22 protein-coding genes and 1 pseudogene are annotated in these 24,483 nt (G+C 50.9%); 11 read left to right on the forward strand and 12 right to left on the reverse strand.

Annotation, left to right across the window (positions count from 1 at the left end; genetic code table 11):
- The first annotated feature begins 25 nt into the window (after nucleotides 1-25).
- From R2K28_RS16450 to R2K28_RS16460, 3 genes are all read left to right on the forward strand, one after another.
- The gene (locus tag R2K28_RS16450) at nucleotides 26-958 is read left to right on the forward strand and encodes an ankyrin repeat domain-containing protein (protein WP_316366148.1); all 933 of its coding nucleotides are present in this window, start codon (nucleotides 26-28) and stop codon (nucleotides 956-958) included.
- A gap of 185 nt (nucleotides 959-1,143) precedes the next feature.
- Nucleotides 1,144-1,761 carry a c-type cytochrome gene (locus R2K28_RS16455; RefSeq protein WP_116444465.1) on the forward strand — a complete coding sequence of 206 codons (618 nt, stop codon included), beginning with the start codon at nucleotides 1,144-1,146 and terminating at the stop codon, nucleotides 1,759-1,761.
- Between the two features lie 16 nt (nucleotides 1,762-1,777).
- Nucleotides 1,778-3,076, forward strand: a complete 1,299-nt coding sequence (locus R2K28_RS16460) for an NAD(P)/FAD-dependent oxidoreductase (protein ID WP_116444466.1) — start codon at nucleotides 1,778-1,780, stop codon at nucleotides 3,074-3,076.
- 130 nt (nucleotides 3,077-3,206) lie between these two features.
- Here R2K28_RS16460 and R2K28_RS16465 read toward each other — a convergent pair whose 3' ends face one another.
- Nucleotides 3,207-3,983 (reverse strand): c-type cytochrome, encoded by a 777-nt coding sequence (locus R2K28_RS16465; RefSeq protein WP_316366151.1) that lies wholly within the window; start codon nucleotides 3,981-3,983, stop codon nucleotides 3,207-3,209.
- A 505-nt stretch (nucleotides 3,984-4,488) separates the two neighbouring features.
- Here R2K28_RS16465 and R2K28_RS16470 point away from each other — a divergent pair.
- On the forward strand, nucleotides 4,489-5,100 hold the full coding sequence (locus R2K28_RS16470; RefSeq protein WP_316366153.1) for a c-type cytochrome: 612 nt from the start codon (nucleotides 4,489-4,491) through the stop codon (nucleotides 5,098-5,100).
- A gap of 50 nt (nucleotides 5,101-5,150) precedes the next feature.
- Nucleotides 5,151-5,657: a DUF302 domain-containing protein gene (locus tag R2K28_RS16475; RefSeq protein WP_316366154.1), complete on the forward strand. Its 507-nt coding sequence runs from the start codon at nucleotides 5,151-5,153 to the stop codon at nucleotides 5,655-5,657.
- Nucleotides 5,658-5,826: 169 nt separating this feature from the next.
- Here the strand turns inward: R2K28_RS16475 and R2K28_RS16480 are convergent, their stop codons facing one another.
- Nucleotides 5,827-6,279, reverse strand: a complete 453-nt coding sequence (locus tag R2K28_RS16480) for a CBS domain-containing protein (RefSeq protein WP_116445225.1) — start codon at nucleotides 6,277-6,279, stop codon at nucleotides 5,827-5,829.
- A gap of 1,224 nt (nucleotides 6,280-7,503) precedes the next feature.
- Here R2K28_RS16480 and R2K28_RS16485 point away from each other — a divergent pair.
- The 3 genes from R2K28_RS16485 to R2K28_RS16495 all read left to right on the forward strand — a co-directional run bounded on the left by R2K28_RS16485 (nucleotide 7,504) and on the right by R2K28_RS16495 (nucleotide 12,229).
- Nucleotides 7,504-10,332: a ribonucleoside-diphosphate reductase subunit alpha gene (locus tag R2K28_RS16485; RefSeq protein ID WP_442871447.1), complete on the forward strand. Its 2,829-nt coding sequence runs from the start codon at nucleotides 7,504-7,506 to the stop codon at nucleotides 10,330-10,332.
- Between the two features lie 53 nt (nucleotides 10,333-10,385).
- Complete coding sequence (locus R2K28_RS16490; RefSeq protein WP_116448049.1) at nucleotides 10,386-11,543, forward strand: ribonucleotide-diphosphate reductase subunit beta; 1,158 nt, start codon at nucleotides 10,386-10,388, stop codon at nucleotides 11,541-11,543.
- 452 nt (nucleotides 11,544-11,995) lie between these two features.
- The gene (locus tag R2K28_RS16495; protein ID WP_316366155.1) at nucleotides 11,996-12,229 is read left to right on the forward strand and encodes a hypothetical protein; all 234 of its coding nucleotides are present in this window, start codon (nucleotides 11,996-11,998) and stop codon (nucleotides 12,227-12,229) included.
- Between the two features lie 11 nt (nucleotides 12,230-12,240).
- On the opposite strand, the gene R2K28_RS16500 is transcribed toward R2K28_RS16495, so the two are convergent.
- The 5 genes and pseudogenes from R2K28_RS16500 to R2K28_RS16520 all read right to left on the reverse strand — a co-directional run bounded on the left by R2K28_RS16500 (nucleotide 12,241) and on the right by R2K28_RS16520 (nucleotide 16,566).
- On the reverse strand, nucleotides 12,241-12,777 hold the full coding sequence (locus tag R2K28_RS16500; protein WP_316366157.1) for a TlpA family protein disulfide reductase: 537 nt from the start codon (nucleotides 12,775-12,777) through the stop codon (nucleotides 12,241-12,243).
- A gap of 89 nt (nucleotides 12,778-12,866) precedes the next feature.
- Nucleotides 12,867-13,301 carry a hypothetical protein gene (locus tag R2K28_RS16505; RefSeq protein ID WP_316366159.1) on the reverse strand — a complete coding sequence of 145 codons (435 nt, stop codon included), beginning with the start codon at nucleotides 13,299-13,301 and terminating at the stop codon, nucleotides 12,867-12,869.
- A 1,045-nt stretch (nucleotides 13,302-14,346) separates the two neighbouring features.
- Nucleotides 14,347-14,616 (reverse strand): annotated as a pseudogene (locus R2K28_RS16510) (NUDIX domain-containing protein); the annotation flags it as partial.
- Between the two features lie 14 nt (nucleotides 14,617-14,630).
- Nucleotides 14,631-15,512: a hypothetical protein gene (locus R2K28_RS16515; protein ID WP_316366161.1), complete on the reverse strand. Its 882-nt coding sequence runs from the start codon at nucleotides 15,510-15,512 to the stop codon at nucleotides 14,631-14,633.
- Between the two features lie 166 nt (nucleotides 15,513-15,678).
- Nucleotides 15,679-16,566: a radical SAM protein gene (locus R2K28_RS16520; RefSeq protein WP_316366162.1), complete on the reverse strand. Its 888-nt coding sequence runs from the start codon at nucleotides 16,564-16,566 to the stop codon at nucleotides 15,679-15,681.
- 167 nt (nucleotides 16,567-16,733) lie between these two features.
- Here R2K28_RS16520 and R2K28_RS16525 point away from each other — a divergent pair, with 167 nt between their 5' ends.
- Nucleotides 16,734-17,303 carry a DUF2889 domain-containing protein gene (locus R2K28_RS16525; RefSeq protein ID WP_316366164.1) on the forward strand — a complete coding sequence of 190 codons (570 nt, stop codon included), beginning with the start codon at nucleotides 16,734-16,736 and terminating at the stop codon, nucleotides 17,301-17,303.
- Here R2K28_RS16525 and R2K28_RS16530 read toward each other — a convergent pair.
- Both R2K28_RS16530 and R2K28_RS16535 read right to left on the reverse strand, forming a co-directional pair.
- On the reverse strand, nucleotides 17,300-17,545 hold the full coding sequence (locus R2K28_RS16530) for a hypothetical protein (RefSeq protein WP_316366166.1): 246 nt from the start codon (nucleotides 17,543-17,545) through the stop codon (nucleotides 17,300-17,302). The two genes, R2K28_RS16525 and R2K28_RS16530, sit on opposite strands and share 4 nt — an antisense overlap.
- Nucleotides 17,546-17,865: 320 nt before the next feature.
- Nucleotides 17,866-18,609: a TraB/GumN family protein gene (locus tag R2K28_RS16535; protein WP_316366168.1), complete on the reverse strand. Its 744-nt coding sequence runs from the start codon at nucleotides 18,607-18,609 to the stop codon at nucleotides 17,866-17,868.
- An 833-nt stretch (nucleotides 18,610-19,442) separates the two neighbouring features.
- Between R2K28_RS16535 and R2K28_RS16540 the strand changes: the two genes are divergently transcribed.
- Nucleotides 19,443-19,970, forward strand: coding sequence for a hypothetical protein (locus R2K28_RS16540; RefSeq protein WP_316366169.1), 528 nt, complete (start codon nucleotides 19,443-19,445; stop codon nucleotides 19,968-19,970).
- Between the two features lie 301 nt (nucleotides 19,971-20,271).
- Here the strand turns inward: R2K28_RS16540 and msrA are convergent, their stop codons facing one another.
- Complete coding sequence (gene msrA / locus R2K28_RS16545; protein ID WP_316366170.1) at nucleotides 20,272-21,030, reverse strand: peptide-methionine (S)-S-oxide reductase MsrA; 759 nt, start codon at nucleotides 21,028-21,030, stop codon at nucleotides 20,272-20,274.
- A 466-nt stretch (nucleotides 21,031-21,496) separates the two neighbouring features.
- Nucleotides 21,497-22,192 (reverse strand): HAD family hydrolase, encoded by a 696-nt coding sequence (locus R2K28_RS16550; protein ID WP_316366172.1) that lies wholly within the window; start codon nucleotides 22,190-22,192, stop codon nucleotides 21,497-21,499.
- 239 nt (nucleotides 22,193-22,431) lie between these two features.
- On the opposite strand from R2K28_RS16550, the gene R2K28_RS16555 reads away from it, so the two are divergent.
- Complete coding sequence (locus tag R2K28_RS16555) at nucleotides 22,432-23,679, forward strand: cation:proton antiporter (protein WP_316366174.1); 1,248 nt, start codon at nucleotides 22,432-22,434, stop codon at nucleotides 23,677-23,679.
- Nucleotides 23,680-23,723: 44 nt separating this feature from the next.
- On the opposite strand, the gene R2K28_RS16560 is transcribed toward R2K28_RS16555, so the two are convergent.
- Nucleotides 23,724-24,359: a chemotaxis protein CheB gene (locus tag R2K28_RS16560; RefSeq protein ID WP_316366176.1), complete on the reverse strand. Its 636-nt coding sequence runs from the start codon at nucleotides 24,357-24,359 to the stop codon at nucleotides 23,724-23,726.
- Nucleotides 24,360-24,483: the final 124 nt, after the last annotated feature.

Here is a 24,483-nt window from a genome sequence, read left to right on the forward strand (position 1 = left end):
AGTTAAGTCTCCTTACAGGAATGCAATGAAAAACACCAGACTGCTCTTTGCAATCATTGTGATTCTTCTGACAACACCCCTGTATGGTGGTGATACACAGGACGAGAAAGACCTGCGCCTGGCCGCTAGCGTTGGCGATGTTGAGTCCATGACAGTCCTGTTGGACAAAGGCCTCCCGGTCGACACTGCAAACAAGTTCGGCAAGACCGCCCTGATGATGGCGGTGGAGAACGATAATTTCGAAGCGGTGGTACTGCTGCTGAATCGTGGTGCGGATGTGAATGCGCGGACCAAGGTCGGCTGCACGGCATTGACCTTCGCCGCTGAGAACGGCCATCCTGCCCTGACAGCCATGCTGTTGGAACGTGGCGCATACATTCATGATCGCACCCGGGCCGGTTGGGATGCACTGATGATTTCGTCCCGCTATGGCATAACCGATATGGTCGAACAGTTACTTTTCAAGGGGGCCGACCCCAAGGCTTCTGACAAGCATGGTCACAACGCCTTGATGATGGCAGCAGAAAAAGGACACACCGACACCTGTGCTATGCTGCTCAAACATGGCGCTGAAATCGACAGCCGGGACAGAAACGGTTCAACAGCATTGATACTTGCCGCCGATAGCGGCCATAACGATGTGGTTAAAACCCTCATCGACCACTATGCGGACGTTAATGCTCAAGACCAGGATGGGGCTACCGCTTTGATCTGGGCTGTAGGTCAGGACAGATTAGAGACAACGAGATTGCTGCTCGAGGGCGGTGCCGATATTAATCTGGCGGATGCTGACGGCATTACAGCATTGATGGAAGCTGCAAGAAAAGGTTCAAAGCCGATGGTGAAGCTGCTGCTTCAACACGGCGCAAACAAAATGAATAAAGACAATGAGGGCCACACTGCCCTGGACATCGCTAAAAAGAAAAAGCATGTCGAGGTTGCGAGCCTTCTAAAATAAAAAGGGCATTACCCAGGTGGGGGAACGCGTTTCCCAATAATTGCCTTACATGAGGCGTGGAGGATACCCATCTGAGTCTACTGCAACAGGAACAGTCCTAATCACTGCTCCGGTTCGAACGGCAGGGCGCACCTTGTACCCTGTTCTAATAATGTAAGCCTGTTTTCAATACCAAAGGAGGTAACATGGCGTACAAAAAACTACAGAGAGCCCTGATCGGCGCACTGGTTATCGGTGCTTCATCTGCGGCCTTCGCTGCTGACAAGCCCAAGACGATGACGGGCGCCAGTGCCAATATGCTGGCCGTTACCTGTGCTGGTTGCCATGGCACTAACGGTGCAAGCGCAGGCCCGGCCACCCCGAGCATTGCCGGAATCTCCGCTATCTACTTCGAAGAAGTAATGCTGGGTTTCAAAGATGGCTCGATTAAAAACACCATCATGGGTCGTATCGCCAAAGGCTATTCCGATGACGAGATCAAGGCCATGGGCGAACTCTTCAGCAAACAACCCTTCGTTGTAGCCAAGCAAGACTTCGATGCCAAGCTAGCCAAGAAAGGTGCCAAGCTGCATGACAAGTATTGCGAAAAGTGTCATGCCGAGGGTGGTACTTCAGCGGAAGACGATTCCGGCATCCTGATGGGTCAGCTGACACCTTATCTTCACTACACCATGTCCGATTACAAGGCGGGTGATCGTGAGATGACGAAGAAGATGAAGAAAAAAGTCAACCAGTTGATCAAGAAAGAGGGCGATGCCGGCTTCGAGGCGCTCTTCAACTACTATGCCCAAGGCAAGAAATAAGAGGGGAATAAGAGATATGAAGATTACCCGAAGAGGATTTGTTAAAGGCGCGGGTGCGGCTACTGCCATAGGCATGATGGGCACCCCCTATATTGCCATGGGCGCTTCCAAGAAGGTTGTGGTTGTCGGCGGCGGTACCGGTGGTGCCACTGCGGCAAAGTATCTGCGTATGGCCGATCCGAACATCGAAGTTACCTTGATCGAAGCCAACAAGCACTACTACACATGCTACATGTCCAATGAAGTACTGGGTGGTGGACGCAGCATCGATTCCATTAAGTTCGGCTACAGCGGACTAGGTGGTCATGGCGTCAAAGTGGTCCATGATGTGGTCACCGAAATCGACGCCAAGGGCCAAACCGTAAAGACAGCCGGAGGTCAAAGCTTCGCTTACGACCGCTGCATCGTTGCACCTGGTATCGACTTCAAGTGGGAAGGCATCGAGGGCTACGACGCCAAGGTTGCCGAGGATATTCCTCACGCCTGGAAGGCTGGTTCTCAGACCGTCACCCTGCGTAAGCAATTGGAAGCCATGAAGGATGGCGGCACAGTCGTCATTGCACCACCAGGCAATCCATTCCGTTGCCCTCCCGGACCCTACGAGCGTGCCTCTCAGATTGCACACTACCTGCAACAGCACAAGCCGAAGTCGAAGATCATCATCCTCGATCCAAAGCCGAAATTTTCCAAGATGGGTCTCTTCACCCAGGGCTGGAAAGCACTCTACGGCTATGAGACCGACAACTCAATGATCGAGTGGCGTGGCAGTGCCCAGGGTTCCAACGACAATGCCGTTGTCAAGGTGGACGCAGGTTCCAGATCTGTCACTACCGGTTTTGATGACACCGTCAAGGCTGACGTTCTGAACGTCATCCCCAACCAGAAGGCAGGTAAGATTGCCTTCGCCGCGGGTCTGACCAATGACAGCGGCTGGTGCCCCATCAACCTGCACACCTTCGAGTCCACCATTCACAAAAACATCCATGTGATCGGTGATGCCTCGATTGCCAAGGGTATGCCGAAATCCGGTTACGCCGCCAACTCTGAAGCCAAGGTCTGCGCCGCAAGCGTTGCAGCCCTGCTGAACGGTCAAGAGCCCGGCACACCGGCCTATGTCAACACCTGCTACTCCATCGTTGGCAAGGACTGGGGTATCTCAGTTGCGGCTGTCTATCAGCTGGCCGAGGACGGCTCAAAGATCACCAAGGTATCTGGTGGCTTGACCCCAACCGAGGCAACACCGGAGATGCGTGCACGGGAAGTTGCATACGCCCACAGCTGGTTTACAAATATCACCAACGATATCTTCATGTAAGCCGACTGAAGCCAAGGATTGGCGCAATAAAAAAGCGGGGTTCAACCCCGCTTTTTTTATTCCCCTAAGAAATCGGTTAAACACCGATGACTAAACTTTTATGCCCGCTCATTGGGTATAAACTGTCTGGCTATTTCGGGCGCATAGGCCTGACAGGCCGCCTATCGATGGCGTAACCGGCACCTGAGTGCAGATCTGCCGGCCTGGCAAAATTGGGAAAGTCGGGATTTCGCCATCCCTCTTTAGCAATCTTTTCCGACGGTGGTTTGATGCGTGATACATAGTCGAGCACCGCGCGTATATCCCGATGGGTGAAGTTATGAATCTGCTTGACCATCTTTTTATCCGCATTCCGACGACGCTCAAGTTTTATCCATTCGAACTGGCGCAGCAGATAGCGATAGTGTTGACCATAGATAGCCGGGATATGATCCTCCAGATTACCCTCCCCCATATCACCATGACACTCGGTACAGTTGTCCTGGTAGAGCGCCTTACCCCTTTCAAGGTCATTACCGTGTCCCACCCCATTGTATGGTGACATGGGCAAGCGTGAGATATAGGCGGCCACATCGGCGATCTCCTGCGCTCCCCCAAGCAGGGTTGGTGAGGTGAACGGCAACATGGTTGGATTGTCTCTGTTTCGGGCGCGAATATCAGCCAACTGTTTGATCAGTACAGTCGGCAGCTGACCGGCCACCTGGGGATAGGCGCCGCTTTCGAGACCCCATCCTTCCGGTGTATGGCAGACAGAGCAGATTCTGTAAACCCGCTTGCCATTTTCAATATTCGGCGTCAGTTCCAATGCCTGTTCATATTCGCGCATTGCATCGCTGGCGGGTTCTGCAACCGCTTGCCCCGTCAGCATCATGACCACTGAGGAGACTACCAAGATAGACTTTCTCATTGAAACTCCATATGTGATTTATCGTTATAGTGCCGTCCCACCAGAAGTAGTACGCCTTTTAATCCACTCAACAACCAGCGTTCTGCCTGATAGCGGTGGACGCCCCGGTTCGGGCTCCAATCACCGCTTTGGATCTTGTCCAATATAACATTGTAATATAGCGAGGGTATCGCAATGACACAATAAAGAAAGTTCAAATCAGTCTTATTCCACCATTTTATTAGTGGTTGAAAGGAATAAGAATAATTGAAAGCGACAGACGATTTTGTGAGAATTGAACGCGATAATAAAAGATCGAATTTAACGATCGACGGCTCATACAAAGTCGGATTAATAATCCTAATAACAAACCATCAGCCAAGGGTGCCAAGAGGACCAGGAAATCTAATTTGACCTCATTCCTTTAAAGAAATGGGGCATGAGTTCTCTTTGCTCCGCTGTTGGATTTATATACCAAAAAAACTTTTTTATAACGACCATCCTCTATAGAAGGAGCCGCAGAACTATGAACAGGCTACTCATAACCCTCCTGTTAACCATCCCCATGTTTGCCCACGCCATCGATCTGGAAAACGGCAAAAAGCAGGCTCGCAGTTGCGCCCTCTGCCATGGCCATTATGGACAAGGAACTCCAGGGCCCGCCTCACCCAGGCTCGCAGGCACGCCAGCCGGATACATGATCAAGCAGATCGAGGCCTATATCAAAGAAGAGAGAATCAATCCTCGTATGCTCATCACCTCCTCCCTCCACTCCATCAGCGAGGAGGATATCGACGACATCGCCGCCTACTACGAAAGTGTCAATCTGGATAAGATCAATCCGGTATTGAATAATATTCCGCTCTGGCCGGGTGATATGGAACTGGGTAAAGAGCTCTATAATGGTGACTGTAAAAGCTGCCACCGGAAAAACGGCATGGGTAGATCGCGTAAGGGTATCCCTGCGCTGGCACTGCAATACCCACGCTACCTGTTCCGCCAGATCAAGATGTTCCAGTGGGATAAACGGGTACACGATGACGATCCTGAGGATGAAACCTTCGATGAATTGAAGGACAAAGAGATAGAGGCCCTGCTCGCCTATATCTCATCACTTGCGCCCAATAACAAAAAGTAACCCTGACCCATTCACAATAATTTAAGAACCGAAATACTCGGGAGAATGCTATGAAATCGATACAAGCACTGGGACTCGCTCTGGTGTTGGGCCTGATCTCTACAACTGTAGTGGCTGGGGATCAACCTGAAATCAACATCACCGACATCAATCAGACAGTCGTGCAGATGAGCGTCAAGGATGGGATCACCAAGGATGACGCTATACAGGCATTGATGTCCCGCGCCGCGGAGATCAACCTGAAATACGTAGCCAGACAAGAGGTATCAAAAGAGCTGGAGGCACGGGGACTTAAAACCCCATATCTGGACATCTTTCAGTTCTGTAATCCGGAAGATGCGCGCAAGATGATCATGCATGATCCCATCTATGCCGCTTATATGCCCTGCCGTATCGCCATGGTGGAGGACAAAAAGGGCAAGCTCTGGCTGATGATGTTGAATCTGGACATGCTGATCAACAGTGAACTTCTACCACCAGAACTGACCGAGATCGCCATTCGGGTCAACCAGGCGATGCTCGACGTGATGGTTGCCGGTGCGACCGGGGAGTTCTGATTCACCGCAACTGGACGCGAATCACCGCAAATTAACGCAAAAAAATGTTAGAAATTCTTTTGTATCGGGTTACTGCCACAAAGGCATGGATTGGCTTGAAAGCAATGCTTTTCCCTTTTTATATTTGCGAGTCTTGGCGGTGATTTGCGTTAATTCGCGGCTTGAATCGTTAACCGATACTCTCCGCCATGTTGGCCTGAAAGATCGCCTTGTGGATGTCACCCAGGCTGAGCATTCCCACCAGTTGCCCGGCATCGGCAACAGGAATCCGGCGGAACTTGTGGCGAACCATGATGGTGGCGGCACGCAGTATGTGCATGTCGGGGCTGACCGTAATCACACTTGGGGTCATGAGATCGGACACCTTGAGATTCACCACATCCTTATACTGCAGCATCATACTGTCGTAGTCTGGTGAGGATATTCCATCCATGATCTCCTCCAGGGTGGGAAACATCCGATGCAATACATCCTTCTCTGCAATTATGCCAATTAATTTATCATCCTCCACCACCGGAAGACCGCTGTAACGAAACAGGCACATTAGAGAAACCACCTCCAGAAGCTTGGTATCCGGCGTCACCGTTTTAGGTGTTCTTGTCATGATTTCGCTTACCAGCATTTAAAAACTCCTCGTCAGTTCAACTGTATTTTAGTTATCCAAGCCCTGAACCACATCAAGCTATCATTCGCTGATGATTGCCACCCTATCGTCCAGATTGACAATCCAGGGACGCAAGCCCTTAAACGCAAGATATACATCCAGGACTTGTTCTGAGCTTAGGGCCTGTTAACACTAATCCAATGCACTCTGTTGTGCCTGAAAGAGCGCCAATCAAGGCGCGAGGAGAGAAGTTTGGTCACTCCAAATGAACGACGAGCAACGCTGAGTGGCGCTCTTTCAGGCGCAACCCGAAGGGCTGGGGCTGTTTTTGCGCCCAGCGGCGTTATCATTCGCTCATGTAGCCGGGCTACACCACGCTCATTCTGCCTTGCTGGGTGCAAAAACAGCCCCAGCAGAGTGCATTGGATTAGTGTTAACAGGCCCTAGTTAAATATTGTTGTTTTCCAGGCTCTTAACAATACGCATTCTGGATGTGGTTGCCAACCCTTTTCCCACCCCCGGGCGCATCGGCCACTGCATCAAATTCACCGGCCGTGGGAAAAGTCCCGGTTGTAAATGACTACCTTGGCAGATATCCACGGCACCACTCGGTAGATGATGTGGATTTGTATCTGGAGAGCCTGGAATCAAACAATATCACAGGAACAAAATTCCTGATTATCAGGCAGCATGTCTACCCCAATCTAAAATCCTCAACCCTCCCTGTCCAAGCGATCCCCCGGGGTGACTTTCACCTGGCAATGTAAGCTAATGATTTAACGGAAAAAGGAGATAACAATCCATAGCTTATCCACAATTCACGCACAGACTGGAGCTGCTTTTCCACAACTTCATACACAATATATTGTGGTTGACATCGAGCAAATAGGATATATATTGTGTTTACTGGTTTTGAAGTCCGAATCCTGTTTCCCACTTCAACAATCAGATAACAAGGCCGGAGATAACCGGCCGGGATGAGATAAAGACCAGCCTCCGGAACAGCCGTTCCCATGGCAACAGGCTTGACGCAGACAGGGGATGCAGCGATCCGCACACACCGGCCACCCTGTCAGCCGAATAAAGACAACAATGTAACCACCAACAGACAATCGACAGCCAGGACAGTCAGTTCATAGACCCGGCGCAATAATGGCTACGATGCGAACATATTCAGGAGAAGAGATGGCCACACAAGCAGCCAATAGCGACGCTTCCATTTCAGTTACCCAGCCACCCTTGATGCAAGAGCCTCAAACACAGGCTCGATCCAGCAACAGCAGTGGCATCCAGGTCATTCGCCGTAACGGCAAGGTCACCCATTTCGACCCCGGTAAGATCAGCGTCGCCATGACCAAGGCCTTCCTCGCTGTCGAGGGCGGCAGCGCCGCCGCCTCCAGCCGCATTCACGATACCGTCCAGGCACTCACCGATCAGGTGCTCAGTGCACTCACCCGTCGCCTGTCCGACAACGCCACGGTGCATATCGAGGATATCCAGGATCAGGTGGAGCTGTCCCTGATGCGCTCCGGTGAACACAAGGCTGCCCGCGCCTATGTCCTGTATCGTGAGCGCCAATCACAAAAGCGCATCGAAGAGGAGGCCAAGCGCGCCGAGGTCGAGGGTATTCCCCAGGAGCATATTGTCAATGTCACCCTGGAAGACGGCACCACCCGTCCCCTCGACGTGGAGCGTCTGCAAGCCCTGGTCAACGAGGCCTGTAACGATCTGGAGGAGGTGGATGCCGGCCTCATCCTGCAGGATGCCTGCCGCAACCTGTTCGACGGGGTGAAAGAGAACGATGTCTCCCAGACCCTGGTAATGAGCGCCCGCACCCTGATCGATCAGGAACCCAACTACTCCCAGGTCGCCGCACGCCTGCTGCTCGACATCCTGCGTCGGGAGGCCCTCGGCTTTCTCGGTCTGGATACCCCGGTCAACACCCAGGCGGAAATGGCCGAAAGCTACTGCAGCTATTTCAAACGTTACATCCAGCAGGCCGAGGAGCTGGATCTGTTGGATAGCCGCATCGGTCAGTACGACCTGGACCATCTGATCGCCGCGATGAAACCTGAGCGGGACCTGCAGTTCACCTACCTGGGCCTGCAGACCCTCTACGACCGCTACTTCATCCACAGCGAGGATGGTATCCGCTTCGAGCTGCCCCAGGCCTTCTTCATGCGGGTCGCCATGGGTCTGGCCATCAACGAGATCAACCGGGAGGCGCGAGCCATCGAGTTCTACAATCTGCTCTCCTCCTTCGACTTCATGAGCTCCACCCCGACCCTGTTCAACTCCGGCACCCTGCGCCCCCAGCTCTCCAGCTGTTACCTGACCACGGTGCCCGACGACCTGGACGGCATCTACAGCAGCATCAAGGACAACGCCCTGCTCTCCAAGTTCGCCGGCGGCCTGGGCAACGACTGGACCCGGGTACGCGGCCTCGGCGCCCACATCAAAGGCACCAATGGCAAATCCCAGGGTGTGGTCCCCTTCCTCAAAGTGGCCAACGACACCGCGGTGGCGGTCAACCAGGGGGGCAAGCGCAAGGGCGCGGTCTGCGCCTACCTGGAGACCTGGCACATCGACATCGAGGAGTTCCTGGAACTGCGCAAGAACACCGGTGACGAACGCCGCCGCACCCACGACATGAATACCGCCAACTGGATACCCGACCTGTTCATGAAACGGGTCGCGGAAGATGGTATGTGGACCCTGTTTTCGCCCAATGACACCCCTGACCTGCACGACCTCACCGGCAAGGCCTTCGAAGCGGCCTACCTGGCCTATGAGGAGAAGGCGGCCAAGGGCGTGCTGGATGTGAGCAAGAGCATCAAGGCGGTGGATCTGTGGCGCAAGATGCTCGGCCTGCTGTTCGAGACCGGCCATCCCTGGATCACCTTCAAGGATCCCTGCAACCTGCGCTACAGCAACCAGCACATGGGAATGGTGCACAGTTCCAACCTCTGTACCGAGATCACCCTGCATACCAACGATCATGAGATCGCGGTGTGTAACCTGGGCTCGGTCAACCTGACCGCCCACGTCAACGAGAACGGCCTCGACCTGGAGAAGTTGGAAAAGACCGTGAGCACCGCCATGCGCATGCTCGACAATGTCATCGACTACAACTACTACAGCGTCCCCCAGGCGCGCAACTCCAACCTGCGCCACCGCCCGGTGGGCCTCGGCATCATGGGTTTCCAGGACGCCCTGTATAAACAACGCCTGGCCTACACCTCCGAAGAGGCCCTGGCCTTCGCCGACCATTCCATGGAGGCAGTCAGCTACTTCGCCATCCAGGCCTCTTCCGACTTGGCGGCGGAGCGCGGACGCTACTCCAGCTACGAGGGTTCCCTGTGGAGCCAGGGCATCCTGCCCATCGACTCCCTCAAGCTGCTGAAGGCCGAGCGGGGGGACTATCTGCAGGTGGACGAGAGCCAGACCCTGGACTGGGACGCCCTGCGCAAGAAGATCGGCATCCAGGGCATGCGCAATTCAAACACCATGGCGATCGCCCCCACCGCGACCATCTCCAACATCTGCGGTGTCAGCCAGTCCATCGAACCCACCTACCAGAACCTGTTCGTCAAATCGAACCTCTCCGGTGAGTTCACCGTGGTCAACCCCTACATGGTCCACGACCTGAAGAAGCTGGGGCTGTGGGACGAGGTGATGATCAACGACCTCAAATACTACGACGGCTCCCTGCAACCCATCGATCGCATCCCGGACGAGATCAAGGCAATCTATGCCACCGCCTTCGAGATCGATGCCCGTTGGCTGGTGGAGGCCGGCTCCCGGCGTCAGAAATGGATCGACCAGGGTCAGTCCCTCAATCTCTACATGGCCGAACCCTCCGGCAAGAAACTGGACAACCTCTACAAGCTGGCATGGGTGCGTGGTCTCAAGACCACCTACTACCTGCGCTCCATCGGCGCCACCGGCGCGGAGAAGACCTCGGTCCAGCAGGGAGGCAGCGGTAACGGTGTCGACATGATCGGCGCCGGTGGCAGCGAAGCGCCCCAGGCCTGCTCGATCCTCGATCCGGATTGCGAAGCCTGCCAATAAGCAATGCAATGAGAAGCCACCACTCAAGCGATAAAGACAGAGAGGAATAGAAGATGCTGAACTGGGACGATCCACTCGCTAAACCGGTACTCCAGGAAGTCACCCCGGCACCCGCGTCAACCGAGACAACGCCGGCCCATCCCCACGTGGTGGAAGAGGCAGCCCGCGCCCTGGAGGTGGAACAGCAGAGCGAAGCCATGGCCTCCATGGAGCCGGTCAACCCGGATGACAAGCGGGTCATCAACGGCATGACCGACATCAATCAGCTGGCCCCCTTCAAATATCCCTGGGCCTGGGAGTACTTCCTCAACGCCAACAAGAATCACTGGACCCCACTGGACATCAACATGGCCCAGGATGTCCACGACTATCAGTACAAGCTGACCCTGGAGGAGCGCCACGTCTACGAGAACGTGCTCTCCTACCTGACCACCTCCGACATCCTGGCGATGCGCAATATCGGCCTGGCGGTGATGGAGAAGATGTCCGCCCCCGAGCTGCAGATCTACCAGGCGCGCCAGGTCTACGAAGAGTCCCTGCACACCTGGACCTACCAGCACTGCATCGAGACCATCGGCCTCGACCAGGGGGAGATCTATAACCGTTATCGGGTGGTGCCGGAGATCAACAAGAAGATCCAGATCACCAACCGCCGCCTCTCCTCCATCCTGCGCGCCGATATCAACCTGCGCGACCCGGACGAGCTGCACAACTTCGTCATGGCCTACATCTTCTTCGGCGCCATCTTCGAAGGCTGCTGGTTCTACAACGGCTTCAGCCCCATCTTCGCCCTGCAGCGTCGCGGCCTGATGAAAGGCACAGCGGAACAGCTGCAGTACATCATGCGTGACGAAGTGCTGCATGCCTCATTCGGCATCCGCGTGGTCAAGCAGATCATCCAGGAAGAGAACATCACCCTGGATAAACAGGCAATGCGCGACATGTGGGATGAGGCCGAAGCCGCCGAAATCGGCTATGCGAGCTACATCATGCGCGACCCAATCCTGGGTTACTCCAAAGAGGATCACATCGGTCAGTTCCGTTTTACCGCCAACCGCCGTGCACGGCAGCTGGGTATGGATGAGCCTTTCCCCGGTGCCGAGGCAACCCTGCCCTGGCTGGATGAGCAGGCAAATCTGCGCAAAGAGAAGAACTTCTTTGAAACACGGGTCACCGAGTATCAAACGGGTGGCGCGCTCAAATGGGATTGATCGGCAATAGCCGATAGAAAATGCCGCCATAAGGGAGGTGGCTTAATGGTAAGGAGTTTTTTAAAGTTACTCGGAGAGTAAAATGCATTGTTCACACTGTTCTTCGTTGATGGCCGAAGTTGAATCCCAGAAGGAAGGACGAACGGAACAGTCGCTGTTTGAGTGTCCGGTTTGTGGACGCACCCAGTTGATTACAAGGACGTTGGACCAATGGAAAGAGAATTTAACCTTACAGATGGGACGTTTGGCGAGGCAGACGCTGCGGCATACATAACAGGGTTTTCAACACTTCTCCTCACTTCCTGCCACTGCAGGCGGGCGATGTTGCAGCAGCGAGCACATCGCCCGATTTTTCCTTTTTTTCAAGCTTTAAACTAAGATATAAGTTATAGCCATCTCAAAATTAGTCTAAATAATTAGAGATCCAAACATTGACAACCGAGGTTACTGAAATGGCATTTCCAACTGCTGTCAACGATCAAATAACAGATTCTGTCACACAGGCATTTACCACGGGCGGTGACGATGCACTGAATGTGATTGCTGAATTGATGGCGGAGATCGCCAAAGGCCTGGAAAACGCCAAACAGGGCTATGCGACGATCGATGAACTCTCGGACGCTTTTGAGAATGCTGAAGTAGCAATGCATGGGATTGTTGCAAAGCTGGCGACTGGCCGGGATTGATGGTTTGGGACCTAGTCGTCAGGTACAACATCGTTTTGATTTGCTGAAATCAATGAACGCACCTGCGCCAGTATCGATAACTCATCCCAATCAATACCACCGACCACACGCGCTACAACCAATCCCCGGGCATTGACGATATATGAAGTAGGCAGTGCCAGCACCTGCCATTGTCTCAGCATATGGGAGTCCCGGTCCAAAAGCACCGGCAGGATAAGGGACCGCTCTTTTATAAACTGTTGCACAAGCTCCCGGCTTTCACCGCTGTTGACCGTAACAACAGCTATATTATCAGCACCGAGTATCTCAGCTGCACGTTGCAGATCCGGCAGCTCTTTGATGCAGGGTGAACACCAGGTCGCCCAAAAACTGACTATGTACGCCCGCTCCCGGTAATCAAACCTTTGGTGTATCTCTCCCATCATATCGGGCAGGAAAAAATCTGCTGCCGGTTTTGGTACTGTGTAGGCACGTATACCCAATCCAGTAGACCATGCGAGCGTTGGTGCAAACAGGATATAGAGTATTACCAGCGTGGCGGCTTTCATGCGAATCATCTAGTGACAGATTAAGCTGGGTTCAGCCAGTTTCCGAACCCAGCTTGAATTACACTTCGGTTTCTCGTTTTTGCCCGGGCTTAGTAGGCTTTCTGTCCGGGAAAGGCCAACCCATCTCTATACAGGGCTTCATATTCAAATGCTGCCTGTTTCCGGGACCAGACCGTGACGAATTTGCCACCCTTCTTGACGCGAAACTCATCGACCTGAATCGCATTGAACCGAGGATGTTTTTCACCCTTCACCTGCACGTTATCCAGTACGTATCTGACTTTGATATCTCTGGACAGGTTCGGCATGAAGAGATAATCACCCTCGCCCACCATCAAGACAAAATCGGACTCGAGTGCAATATGCGGATCAAGTTTTTCAACTGGACAGGTGACGCCATTGTGTGCGCAGTCATGACCATTGACCGTGCCAGTGAATGTTTCAGCATGAACCCACATTGGTACAGCAACCATGGCTGCTGTTGCCAATGCCATTTTGATCCCGGTAAGTGATCTGAATTTCATTCTATTACCCTCCTCCACAATAAGTATGTTGTGAGATATAGAAAAAAAAGAAGTTTCTGTTACAACAGCTCTGGAAACTCCCATCACATGAATTTACGAGTTAGAGGGGAAGACGGATTCAATAAATTTGGAAAGTGCTCATAAATAACAAAAGCCAGTCCTCTACAGCTTTATGTAAGTCGAGTCATGGCTTAGACAGCTTAAAAGCAAATTAATTTAAATGCGCTATAGCGTGATTTTCTTATTCATCACATTGCCCTGAAAATATTTATCCATTAACACCCACAGACTCTCAGGTATCGCATTCTCAGATTATAATGCAGGGTATCGATATTTTGTGAAGAATGGAGCGACTTGGATTAACGATCATTGTCACTGGCACACTGCCAGCCCTTTGATTCCAGGTTGTTAATGAACTCGACAGCTTTTCGTTCACAATAAGTATCTTCATGTTCAGCTTTCCATAATGTACGCGGCATAATATTTTCCTTGGGCTTTGTATAGTAGACTTTGCAGGGTAATGTGTTTGGTTCATTTGGATAGAAGATAACCACATTCCTTGTTAGTTCCGCATAGTGACATGTCCATGAATTCGCAAAACTCTCTGATGGCATCACAAGAAAGGTTAGTAGAGACACCAATGATTTGAAAATAAGATTCTTCATGACATCTCTCAAAGTACAATCAAACATAGACCATATTCCTAGTATATTAGTGTCTATCATCAAGTCATGCTCTCTCAGAAATAGTGCATGATTTAAATAGGATCGACCAGATGGACCGAGCATCCTGTTCAGTTGTCATAGACAGGTGGTTATATTTGGGTATCCGCGCCCTGTAATTATTAAACAGACAATCAAAAAATCAGGACAATGGAACAGATTACATTCGTTAACCGGATTATCCTTTTGTTTTCTGTAGTTTTCGTACCGCATCGCGCACTGATTAAAAACCTATGCTATCAAGTGTAATAAGAAATCCCGGCATATGGATAACGATTGGCAAATGAGAACAGGTAACGCCAGTCACTCACATCAACAACAACAATCAGCTCTTCATTTACTTCCCTTGTCAGCACCTGTTCCAGAGATTCATAGTGATCGGCAAAACCGCCTGGCAGGTCCAGTGCGCCCTGCCCTGGGCTATGCTTTCTTACTGTCATCAAAACCTCATCACGATACAGCAGCACCGCGCCAACGGCTGCTGCTGTATTATGATAATAAGTAAAGCCGCAATGATGGCAGACCCATTGCTTGCCTTCTCTCCACGCCAGTCCGTCGTTTCCACACTTAGGGCAATACTCAATCACCTTCATATTTCTTCAAGCAACTACTCCCAGGGCCACCTTACACGCGACCAGACCCATTTTACCGGTTTATCATCCCCGGCGGAATTGACAGCATACCCTACGATGACACCGTTGTTATTTACAGCTCTGGCAGAACCGATTCCAATATTCATCAACTCTGTCATAACCCCATCCGAAAGCTTGTAGTAGAACGGGACCGTGGCGTCATCGGCCTTTTTCGCCGCTCCGACGATTGTTCCTGAGTTGTTGATATCGTTTGCCCTGCTATACGAACCGCCTAAAGAGCCCAGTAATACAGGTGGGGCACCGCCCTCCCAAATGGCGGCCTGTTCCTCATGGCTATCGGGATCGAACACATTGCCGACCACCTGACCTGCGTTATTGATCCCATACGCCCTGGAACGATTGATACCAAGATGGGGAAGTATCTCCATCAATCCATCCTCCCAAATAAAGGCCTCATCACTTGAGTGGTGCCAACCGACCACCTGATTGGAGTCATTGATATCATGGGCATCCGATGGCCCGCTGAGGCCGCTCCCATCCAAGAGCCAGACGTAATCGTCCGGCGTTCGCCACATTACACCCCCATATCCAACTGTTCCTGCAATTGACTCACCAGTATTGATTGCGCGAGCATAACTTTCATTAATGGGTGGCAATTCAGTATCATGGATATCGGTCATGATGCCATCCCGCCACATGAAGGCATGCACTTTACCATCGGCAGTGTGACTGTAACCCACGACCACACCGTCATCATTTATAGCAAACGCATAGCTGTTATCCCCGCCCAGGGTTCCCAGGTCGGTAGCAGCGCCACCCTCCCACAATACGGCATGAAAATCTCCAGCCTCGGTTTCACAATAACCGACAATGTCACCTCGATTATTGATACCCATGGCTCTGCCCGAAGGGCCGTCAAGGTCTGGCAGGGTATGGAACACATAGCCTGAGCAACTGATTAAAAACGGCGCAAATATTAAGAAATAGAATAATTTACCCTTCATCATCGCACCTCCCTAATTCCCGCTCTCCTTTATAGTCACTATTAAGTATAGATGCTTACTACAAACCTCTTTGCCATTCAGCACGAAAACTCGTCGACTCGGGGTGTGAGAGTGCAGTCCGGACCTGGTTCAAAAGCCGTTCCTTATCCTTGTTGAGTACGCCTTTGAGGATCAGATAATTGGATGCATGATCGCTGCGGAATATAGTCTTTTCGAGATTAAGCGCGGATAACATCACCTCCATCTCTTCAAGTAATTGACGCAGATTCAACATCTGAAACTCCCCTGCATAACCCTGCTGCAAGCGTTGCTGCCCCTTTGGGAAGCTGACAACCAGTGTAGCGAGATATTCAGGTTGCGATTCGTTCATCAGGGAAGCGGAATTGAGCGCATGCTGTTCGCTGTGGCGCACCCCGCCAAGACCGTTCAGGATCATCACCGACCGCCTGATACCTGCCTGCTGAAGTTTCTGCAGGGCATCCAGTGAGGTTTGCCAGGTCTCACCCTTGTCGACCCGCTCCAACACCAGGTCATCGCCGGTTTCGCAACCGATATATACCAGCTCCAAACCCATCTGACGCAATCTCTGCAACTCCTCGACAGACTTGTTTTTGATGTTGCGCGGCAGACAGTAAGCGGATACCCGTTGAATATCCGGGAGGTATTCATTTATGGCCTGCATGATCTCATGTAAGCGACGATATGAGAGTGTCATCGCATCCCCGTCGGCGAGAAACACACGTCGCACAGGGATACCCAGGCTGAGGAACTGCTGCAACTCCTTGCGGGTCTCTGCGATAGGTTTGGGTTTGAATCTCTTCTGTGGCTCAGTATACATTTCACAGAAGGTGCATTTATTCCAGGAACATCCGTTGCTGACCTGCAGGATCAGTGACTGCGCCTCACTGGGCGGACGGAAAACGGGCTGTATGTAATTGAGCAACATAAATGGGCGAGGCTCTCTGGTTAAGGATAAACCACAAAGTAACCGGTTGAGTGCGCGTAAGCAAAGGCTTTAGCGGGCGATCCTCATCCTAACCTGCAATTCAATTATGGTTTATCGCGCTTTATCGATCTCGTATAATCATTGCCTTTTGCTGGATCTGTTCCCTTATGCCATTATCCCTCGCTGTCACACGTAAACCGCTGCATACCCGTAAACTGGCGCTTCAAGGCTATCTCAGGGACGACGGTCTCTTGGATATCGAAGGCCACCTGGTCGACACCAAGCCGTTTCACATCCCGAATACCGATCGTGGCGGCCAGATTCGGGCAGGCGAATCCCTGCACGAGATGTGGATTCGGCTGACCCTGGATATGGATTTCCATATCGTCGCTGCGGAAGCCGTCACCGATTGGGCACCCTATGATCACTGTCAGGGTGGAACCCGTTCTTTCCCCAGCCTCGTAGGAGAGCGGATTGGACCCGGCTGGAACAGGCGCATCAGATCGATTCTTGGGGGCAACAAAGGCTGCACCCACATCACGGAAATGCTGGCGCAGATGGCAACCACTGCATTTCAGACATTGAACAGCCTGCATAATCCAGGGAAACCACATAGTGACAAGCAGGAAAAGCCGGTTATTCTGGACACCTGCTTCGCCCTGGCCACCGATGGTCCGGTCGTTGCGCGCGAGTGGCCTGAGTTCTACCGCCCTGAAGATGAGGAAAAGGCTCTTTAATCGATAATGTTGACGCAGTCTCCACCCTCACAACCACCGCTTGCGTCATACACAGTGTTGGGACTGACGTAGGAACGACCGCCCCAGGAACCTCCCCGTGAGCTCTGTGCGTCCCTGTAGGTATTCCCCCGATGCATGGGATTATTGGCATTGACCCAGTTACCATATTGGTCCATCAGATAGTCACCTGGTATGACCTGCCCATAAACCTGCATGCTCAGGGCACACTCCTGTTGGCTCATTGGACGCCCGTTCACGGTTGAGTTACAGGCTGCAAGGACTGTCTCGCTCGATATAACGGTCATAACTGCCAATACAAGGGAGGAGTAAGTTACTCTATATATTGAGGCCATATTGTAATCTCCTCTGTGCTTATCTCAATTTAACCTATGCACATGACAATCCTGTTTCAGTCCGCACAACACCCATGCACTCACTATATACATAGTAAATGAATTATTTCAGGGTAAAATTACCTTTACTAGGATTACACCGATCGGTTAGAGGGTTCGATCTAGCTGTTGAGGTCAAGCCCGATAAATTATGTTTACCTGGCTCTCTATCAGTAGATTCGACTCACTGTATAGCCTCGCTGGCGTAACAGTGAAATCAATCCTTCCTCGCCAACGAGATGTAGCGCTCCAACAGCAATAAAAACTTTACCCTGGTTAAAATACGCTTCCATCCGTTCAACCATGCGATGGTTTCTCCGGGTCAGCAGCTGCTCCATGACCTTGTCCTGTAAAGCAGGATCGTCACTCATAGGGTTGGCGAAACTGATCTCCACCAGCTTATCAAGATCTCTTGCCAAATATGCCTTGGTCAACTGTTTATACATTCCCGGGTAACTTTGATACTCATCCAACACATTGTGCAACAGCGATTTCTGTTCCTTAATTGTCATTGAGGTGAAAACCGATATTTGCTCCTCAGGACTCTCCAATGGCTGAAATTGTTTACCGGCTGCAATAGCCTTGCTGTAGAGCTTCTTGTCAAGAAACTGCCCACTCACCTGAGGCGGCGCACTCAAGGTCATGACAACTGCCCAAGGCTGTAAAAATTCAGTTACCTGCGGTGGAACACCCAGCGATTGCATTGCCACTGTAGCCTCCTGTGCCAAAGACTTGCCCACCTGTTTACTGAGGGAGCCATCCGCATCTTGTAGCATCAGACCTGCCACTCTAGCGGAAGTCATTAGATCGAGAGACATCTCCAGCATCAGGATATCCGCGTTATTAAAATAGGTTTCAACAGCTTCAGGCAGTTGTGTAACGCGGGGATCCTCACTGTGGATGGTGCCAAACAAGCAGGAATCCACATTGCTCCCTTTGATTTGCCATAAAAGTCCCTTCTCATCGGCAAAAGCAAACTGGACCTGTAGCAGGTAAATTATTAATCCAAGAATGATATGTGATATGCACTTCATAAATTAATCCTTTATCTAAAATCAGGGCAAACACTGGCATACTCATCGGTGCTGGTCAGCATAATATCAACCTGCAGCCAATTGCGCCTGGTGTAAATACCGGACTTGGCGCCGCGCTGAGAATCGGTTACCTGTTTTGATCATTCAATCGGGAAAAGAGCTATGAAAAGCAGATTCCAACCTAAGCATATTATCTCTCGTCAGTTCAGCGTAAGCATGAGGCTGCAATGACAGATGAACGACCAGGTCTTTATACTTTCGCGTGAATCGCCGGGTTGCTATTGCTACCTTCTTATTTGACAAATTTCAACTACTGCTATCGCTCGAGGTGAGTGTTATGTCAGCGGTACTGACCGAGTCCACACTGTGGCCGCACCTGCATAGCATGGCTAGGATAGCAGTAAGGGGAGTGACGTCAGAATAAAATGAACAGCTGGCGGACGGGCATGACAGATTGTCAGTATCCGGGATTTTTACTGCCAAATTGGCAAGTATTTCAATATTTTTGGTTAATAATTATTCTCTTCAATTATCTATCCCCTCATATCAACTCAGCAAATTATTCTAGATAATTCAATAGTATAGCACTCTTAGCGCTTACAGATTCGATAGCAGAATCGCTTCTTGGTGTGGTTATTGCGAACTGCTTATGCCGATAAGGCATAAACATATCTGAATTACACAATTATAAATACTATTTTGGAGATCGAATCATGAAGAAACTAGCCTCAGTCATCACTCTCGCATTGACCCTCTCAAGTGCATCAATCGCGTTTGCGGATAAGCAATCTGGCATGAGCGGTATGTCCGGTATGGATGGCATGAGTGGCATGTCGGGTATGGGCGGTATGTCCGGTATGGGCGGTATGTCCGGTATGGGCGGCATGTCCGGCATGGGCGGTATGTCCGGCATGGGCGGTATGTCCGGCATGGGCGGCATGTCCGGTATGGGCGGTATGTCCGGCATGAGCGGCATGTCGGGGATGTATGGCACCTATAAGGTGACACCTCAAGGTGTTCATCTATATCCAGCTGGTATGAGCGGGATGTCCGGCATGGGTGGTATGTCCGGCATGGGTGGTATGTCCGGCATGAGTGGTATGTCCGGCATGGGCGGCATGTCCGGCATGGGCGGTATGTCCGGCATGGGCGGTATGTCCGGCATGGGCGGTATGTCCGGCATGGGCGGTATGTCCGGCATGGGCGGCATGTCCGGCATGGGCGGTATGTCAGGGCAATAAAAAGAAGAAATTAATAATTGAAACCTAACAACAATGACACTTAGCTGACTGGCTAGCGCTTAATACAATAGGAGAGAGAAAAGAGACATTCAGGACTACAAAAGTCTCTTATTGATAAAGGGTAGATATAAGAAGATACAAAACAGATTACCCCATTTGGTATAATCGCATATCAGCCGATTTTCATAATCGGCATTATGCGATTTTTTTTTTGTAGTTCCCATACCGCTTCTATTTCTAGCAGGCGTTTTCGAAAGACGGTTCTGTATCGTTCTTCTAGGGCCTGTTAACAGGCCCTAAGTCATTGGTGTTGCATCGGGGTTGGCATATGCCTGACAACTTCCTCGGACGGTTTGCTATAGTTAACAGGCTTGTCAGCTGTTCCGGTCTCCGTTACAGGTTCGTCACGATATTCTGTGTAATCCACATAACGCTCTTCACCCCAATTCTCGTCCACGAACTGATAACGACCTGAGTTGAATGTATAGAAGTTATATCGTATCGGGTTCTTCTTGTAGTAATTCTGGTGTCTCTCTTCAGCCTTGTAGAATTTTTTGAATGGAACAATCTCAATTGTCACCGGTTTCTCATAGCGTCCCGAGGCGGTCAATTCATCGCGGGATCGTTCCGCTATTTTTTTCTGTTTGGCATTGTGATAAAAGATGGCCGGTCGGTATTGCTTGCCACGGTCGTAGAACTGGCCCTGTGAATCGGTGGGATCCATCATCCGCCATAGGCCCTGAATCAAACCCGAATAACTGATGATATTTGGATCGTAATAGACCTGCACAGCTTCCGTATGTCCGGTTCCTCCTCTTGCGACTTTTCGGTAGGTCGGGTTTTTATCCCTGCCTCCACTATAACCGGAAACAGCCTGTTTGACCCCGGGAAGCATTTCAAATCCGGCTTCGACGCACCAGAAGCAGCCGCCGGCAAAAGTCGCAACCGACAATCCCTGCAGTTTCTCTTCAGACAATTCCGCCTGTTCAGTAACCGAATTGGCGCAGCCTGAAAACAATCCCATTAATCCCAGCAGGCCACTCCACACAATTAATCTCATCGTATCACCCTCTAATCACCCAATATGTTAGTTGTAAATATGGATAGCAAAGTTCACTGGCCTATCACGAGAATATCACGATTTTATCGCCAAATATCACGCGTAATAATTGGGCCCTCAACTCACAATAAATTATTGAAGTAACCATATATTCAATGCTGGCATCAGATGTAATATCACTTGCCAGTTAACTCAATCCAGCCGAATTCACACAATACAATTGAGCTATATTCAACAGCTCAAGCATTTTGCCACATAGACGCAAATAATTAATCGCGTTTATTCAACTGGAATTATCTGTGAGGCGTCATGCACACTGCATGCAAATCCTTGGGAATCATATTCTTTTCATTATTACTCAATGCCTGCGGTGACAAACGCCGTCTATAGCGTTGCCAGTGCGGAGCCCTCCGGTGACTTCGAAGTCGCAACGGGCGGAGCACCTCGTTAGTGGCGGGTCTAGTCATTAAGACTCAGGTAATATGAGCGATTTTAACTCATGGATATGTTTAATCGTCCCTTTTGATCCTCGACCGCGGTGATGTAAATCTTCTCTATTATCCCTATTCAGAAAATAGGTCACCAACAGGCTGTCGATACCGCACCCATGTGCCCCGAGATGTTCGTCACTGCTGCCATCCCCGACAAACAGCGCTTGGTCAGGTTCCATTGCCATCTCTGACAGTGCCATCCGGTATATTTCCGGATGCGGCTTTTTCACTCCACACTCCCAACTGAAGTGAACCGAATCAAAGAGTGGAGCAAGGGGTGACTCGGTCCAGGCCCGAACTTCCCCGGTTGAAGCGTTGGATATAAGACCCAGGGACAAACCATCTTGTTTCAGTGACTCCAGGGTCGCGAGAATCCCAGGTTCTATTTGGGTCAATGCCATATCAAAACGCTGCTGGCGTATCTCCGCTGCCTCTTGAATTCTGCTGACCGGGATGGAGGGGTCCAGACTGTGGGCCATGCGTTTCACTGTCTCAGCATGGTCGGTTACATTCAGAATATCGTGATGTTCACCAAAGCATGTCCTGTTCCAGAGTTTGCGATCCAATCCCAATATATCAGCCGTGTAGCGACCCTCGCTCCCTGCGGTTTTTGCAACGCTGATCAGCGTACCGAAAAGATCAAAAAGAATTGCCTTGTAACATGATTTCATGGTTTAGCATTGACTCGACTGATAACCCGGGATGCTTCGGGTTGGTATCATAACCAACAGGAATTTTGTTCTACTCCATATTGGTAACTTTAAAAAATCGTCATATATCCTGTCCAGGGTCAAATATTTTTCATCCAGTTTGTCATATTATTATTCTAAGTAGTCGATGTAGGGCATGACGACTCACATGTTAGTCACATCAAGTGTCTGATTTCTCTACGAAAGTAGGTCTGACACTTGTGGATACTCATACATTTTTCGTCCATCTTCTCCTTATTCTGATAGTCTCACGACTCCTCGCTGAGTTGGCGGTGCGGTTGCAGGCACCCGCGGTGCTTGGCGAACTTACCGCCGGCGTGATCCTTGGCCCAAGTCTGTTGGGCTGGATCGAACCGACTACAACCATCCAGCTATTGGCTGAGATCGGCATTATCCTGTTGCTGTTCAAGGTAGGTATTGAGACTGATATCCGACGCCTCATCCATGCCGGCAGACAATCCCTGATCGTTGCCATGGGTGGCTTTTTCATGCCCCTGGTAAGCGGCTTTGTACTGAGCTACTGGGTTTTCGATTTGAGCGGTCTGGTTTCACTTTTCATTGGTGGAACACTCACAGCAACCAGTATCGGTATCACAATCAGGGTTCTAAGTGATTTGAATCGACAGCATGAAAAAGAGGGTGAGATTGTTCTTGGAGCTGCGGTTCTCGATGATGTAATGGGCGTTATTCTACTCGCAATTCTTTACGAGTTTTCCGTCAGTGGTGGTGTTAGTGTTATTAATGTCAGCAAGGTATTGACCTTTATTATGCTGTTTTTCATTTTGGCCCCCATCGCTGCAAAGCTCATCTCGGTATTGATCAGGCGTTTTGATGACTACTCGGAAACCCCAGGCTTGATACCTATCATGATCATCTCCCTGGTGCTCTTCTTCGCCTGGTTGGCCCATGTGGTGGGAGCCCCGGAACTGCTGGGTGGTTTCGCTGCCGGCCTGGCCCTGTCGAGAAGATTTTTTCTTCCCTTCGGAGTTGCACTGCATAACGACAGAAAGTTTGCCGGACGCATTGAGGTTCAAATGAACCCAATCGTCTACATCTTCAGTCCTATCTTTTTTGTCACGGTGGGGCTGTCACTGAGTCTCAGGGAGATCGACTGGACCTCTCCCTTTATCTGGTCCTTCGCATTGAGCTTCTTCTTCGTTTCCGTTGCCGCCAAGTTTACCGGAGCCTTGCTGATCCAAGCCAGCACCAAACAAAAAATTGCAATTGGACTTGCAATGGTACCACGGGGTGAGGTTGGCTTGATCTTTGCGGAGCTGGGGAGATCTACCGGAATATTCAACGTAGAAGTTTACGCCGGCATGGTGATTGTCATCACCCTAACCACACTGTTATCACCTTTTGCTCTAAAATGGTTCTATTCCCATCATGTGGGACTTACCACGAATCCGCGCAAACACTATATTCAGAACGGGCCAACTGTTAGGTGAGAAAAAAACCTCAGCAACAGCAATAAAGTCATCGCTATAGTGCTTTATTGAGAGTGCTTTGTTGCCTGAAGACTCAGCAGCTGGGCGGGCATCTCTTCCGGTGGCAATATATAGTCCACCAACCCGGTCGCGATAGCGCTTCGCGGCATACCGTCAAAGGCTGCCGTCTCCTCCACCTGCACCATGGCCATGCCAAGCTCTTCCTTGATGGCGCGTATGCCGCTGGTGCCGTCACTACCCGTACCCGAGAGTACGATGGCTATCGCCTTGGCGCCCTGATCCTCAGCCAGGGAACGGAAAAAGATATCGATGGGCAGATTGATACCCCGGGAATCCCTATCCTGCTCGGAGAGGATGATACGACCGTGAAACAACCTGAGATTCTTGTTGGGGGGTATCAGATAGACTGAGTTCATCTCCACCCACATGCCATCCTCCGCCCTGTGTACCGGCATATGGGTCCGTTTCGAGAGCAGTTCCGCCATCAGGCTTTTGTGATCGGGGGAGAGATGCTGAATCACCACGAAAGCGACGCCACTGTCGGGTGGCATGGTCTTGAAAAAGGCCTCGATGGCCTCCAGACCTCCTGCGGAGGCGCCAATACCCACTATATGGGTAGGTTTAGCCTGATCATCATTATCTTCAGAAAGTTCCAACTCGGACCCTACTTCATCATTCATACCAGGACTCACCCAACATCAAATTCCCAACCGAAGTATACCAACCACAATAGTAATGATTTTGATTATTGGCAATAAAACCTCAATACTCTGAGCAAATTAGGTGCCTTCAGACTCAGGCCAC

The organism is Candidatus Thiodiazotropha sp. CDECU1 (assembly GCF_963455295.1).
GTDB lineage: Bacteria > Pseudomonadota > Gammaproteobacteria > Chromatiales > Chromatiaceae > Thiodiazotropha.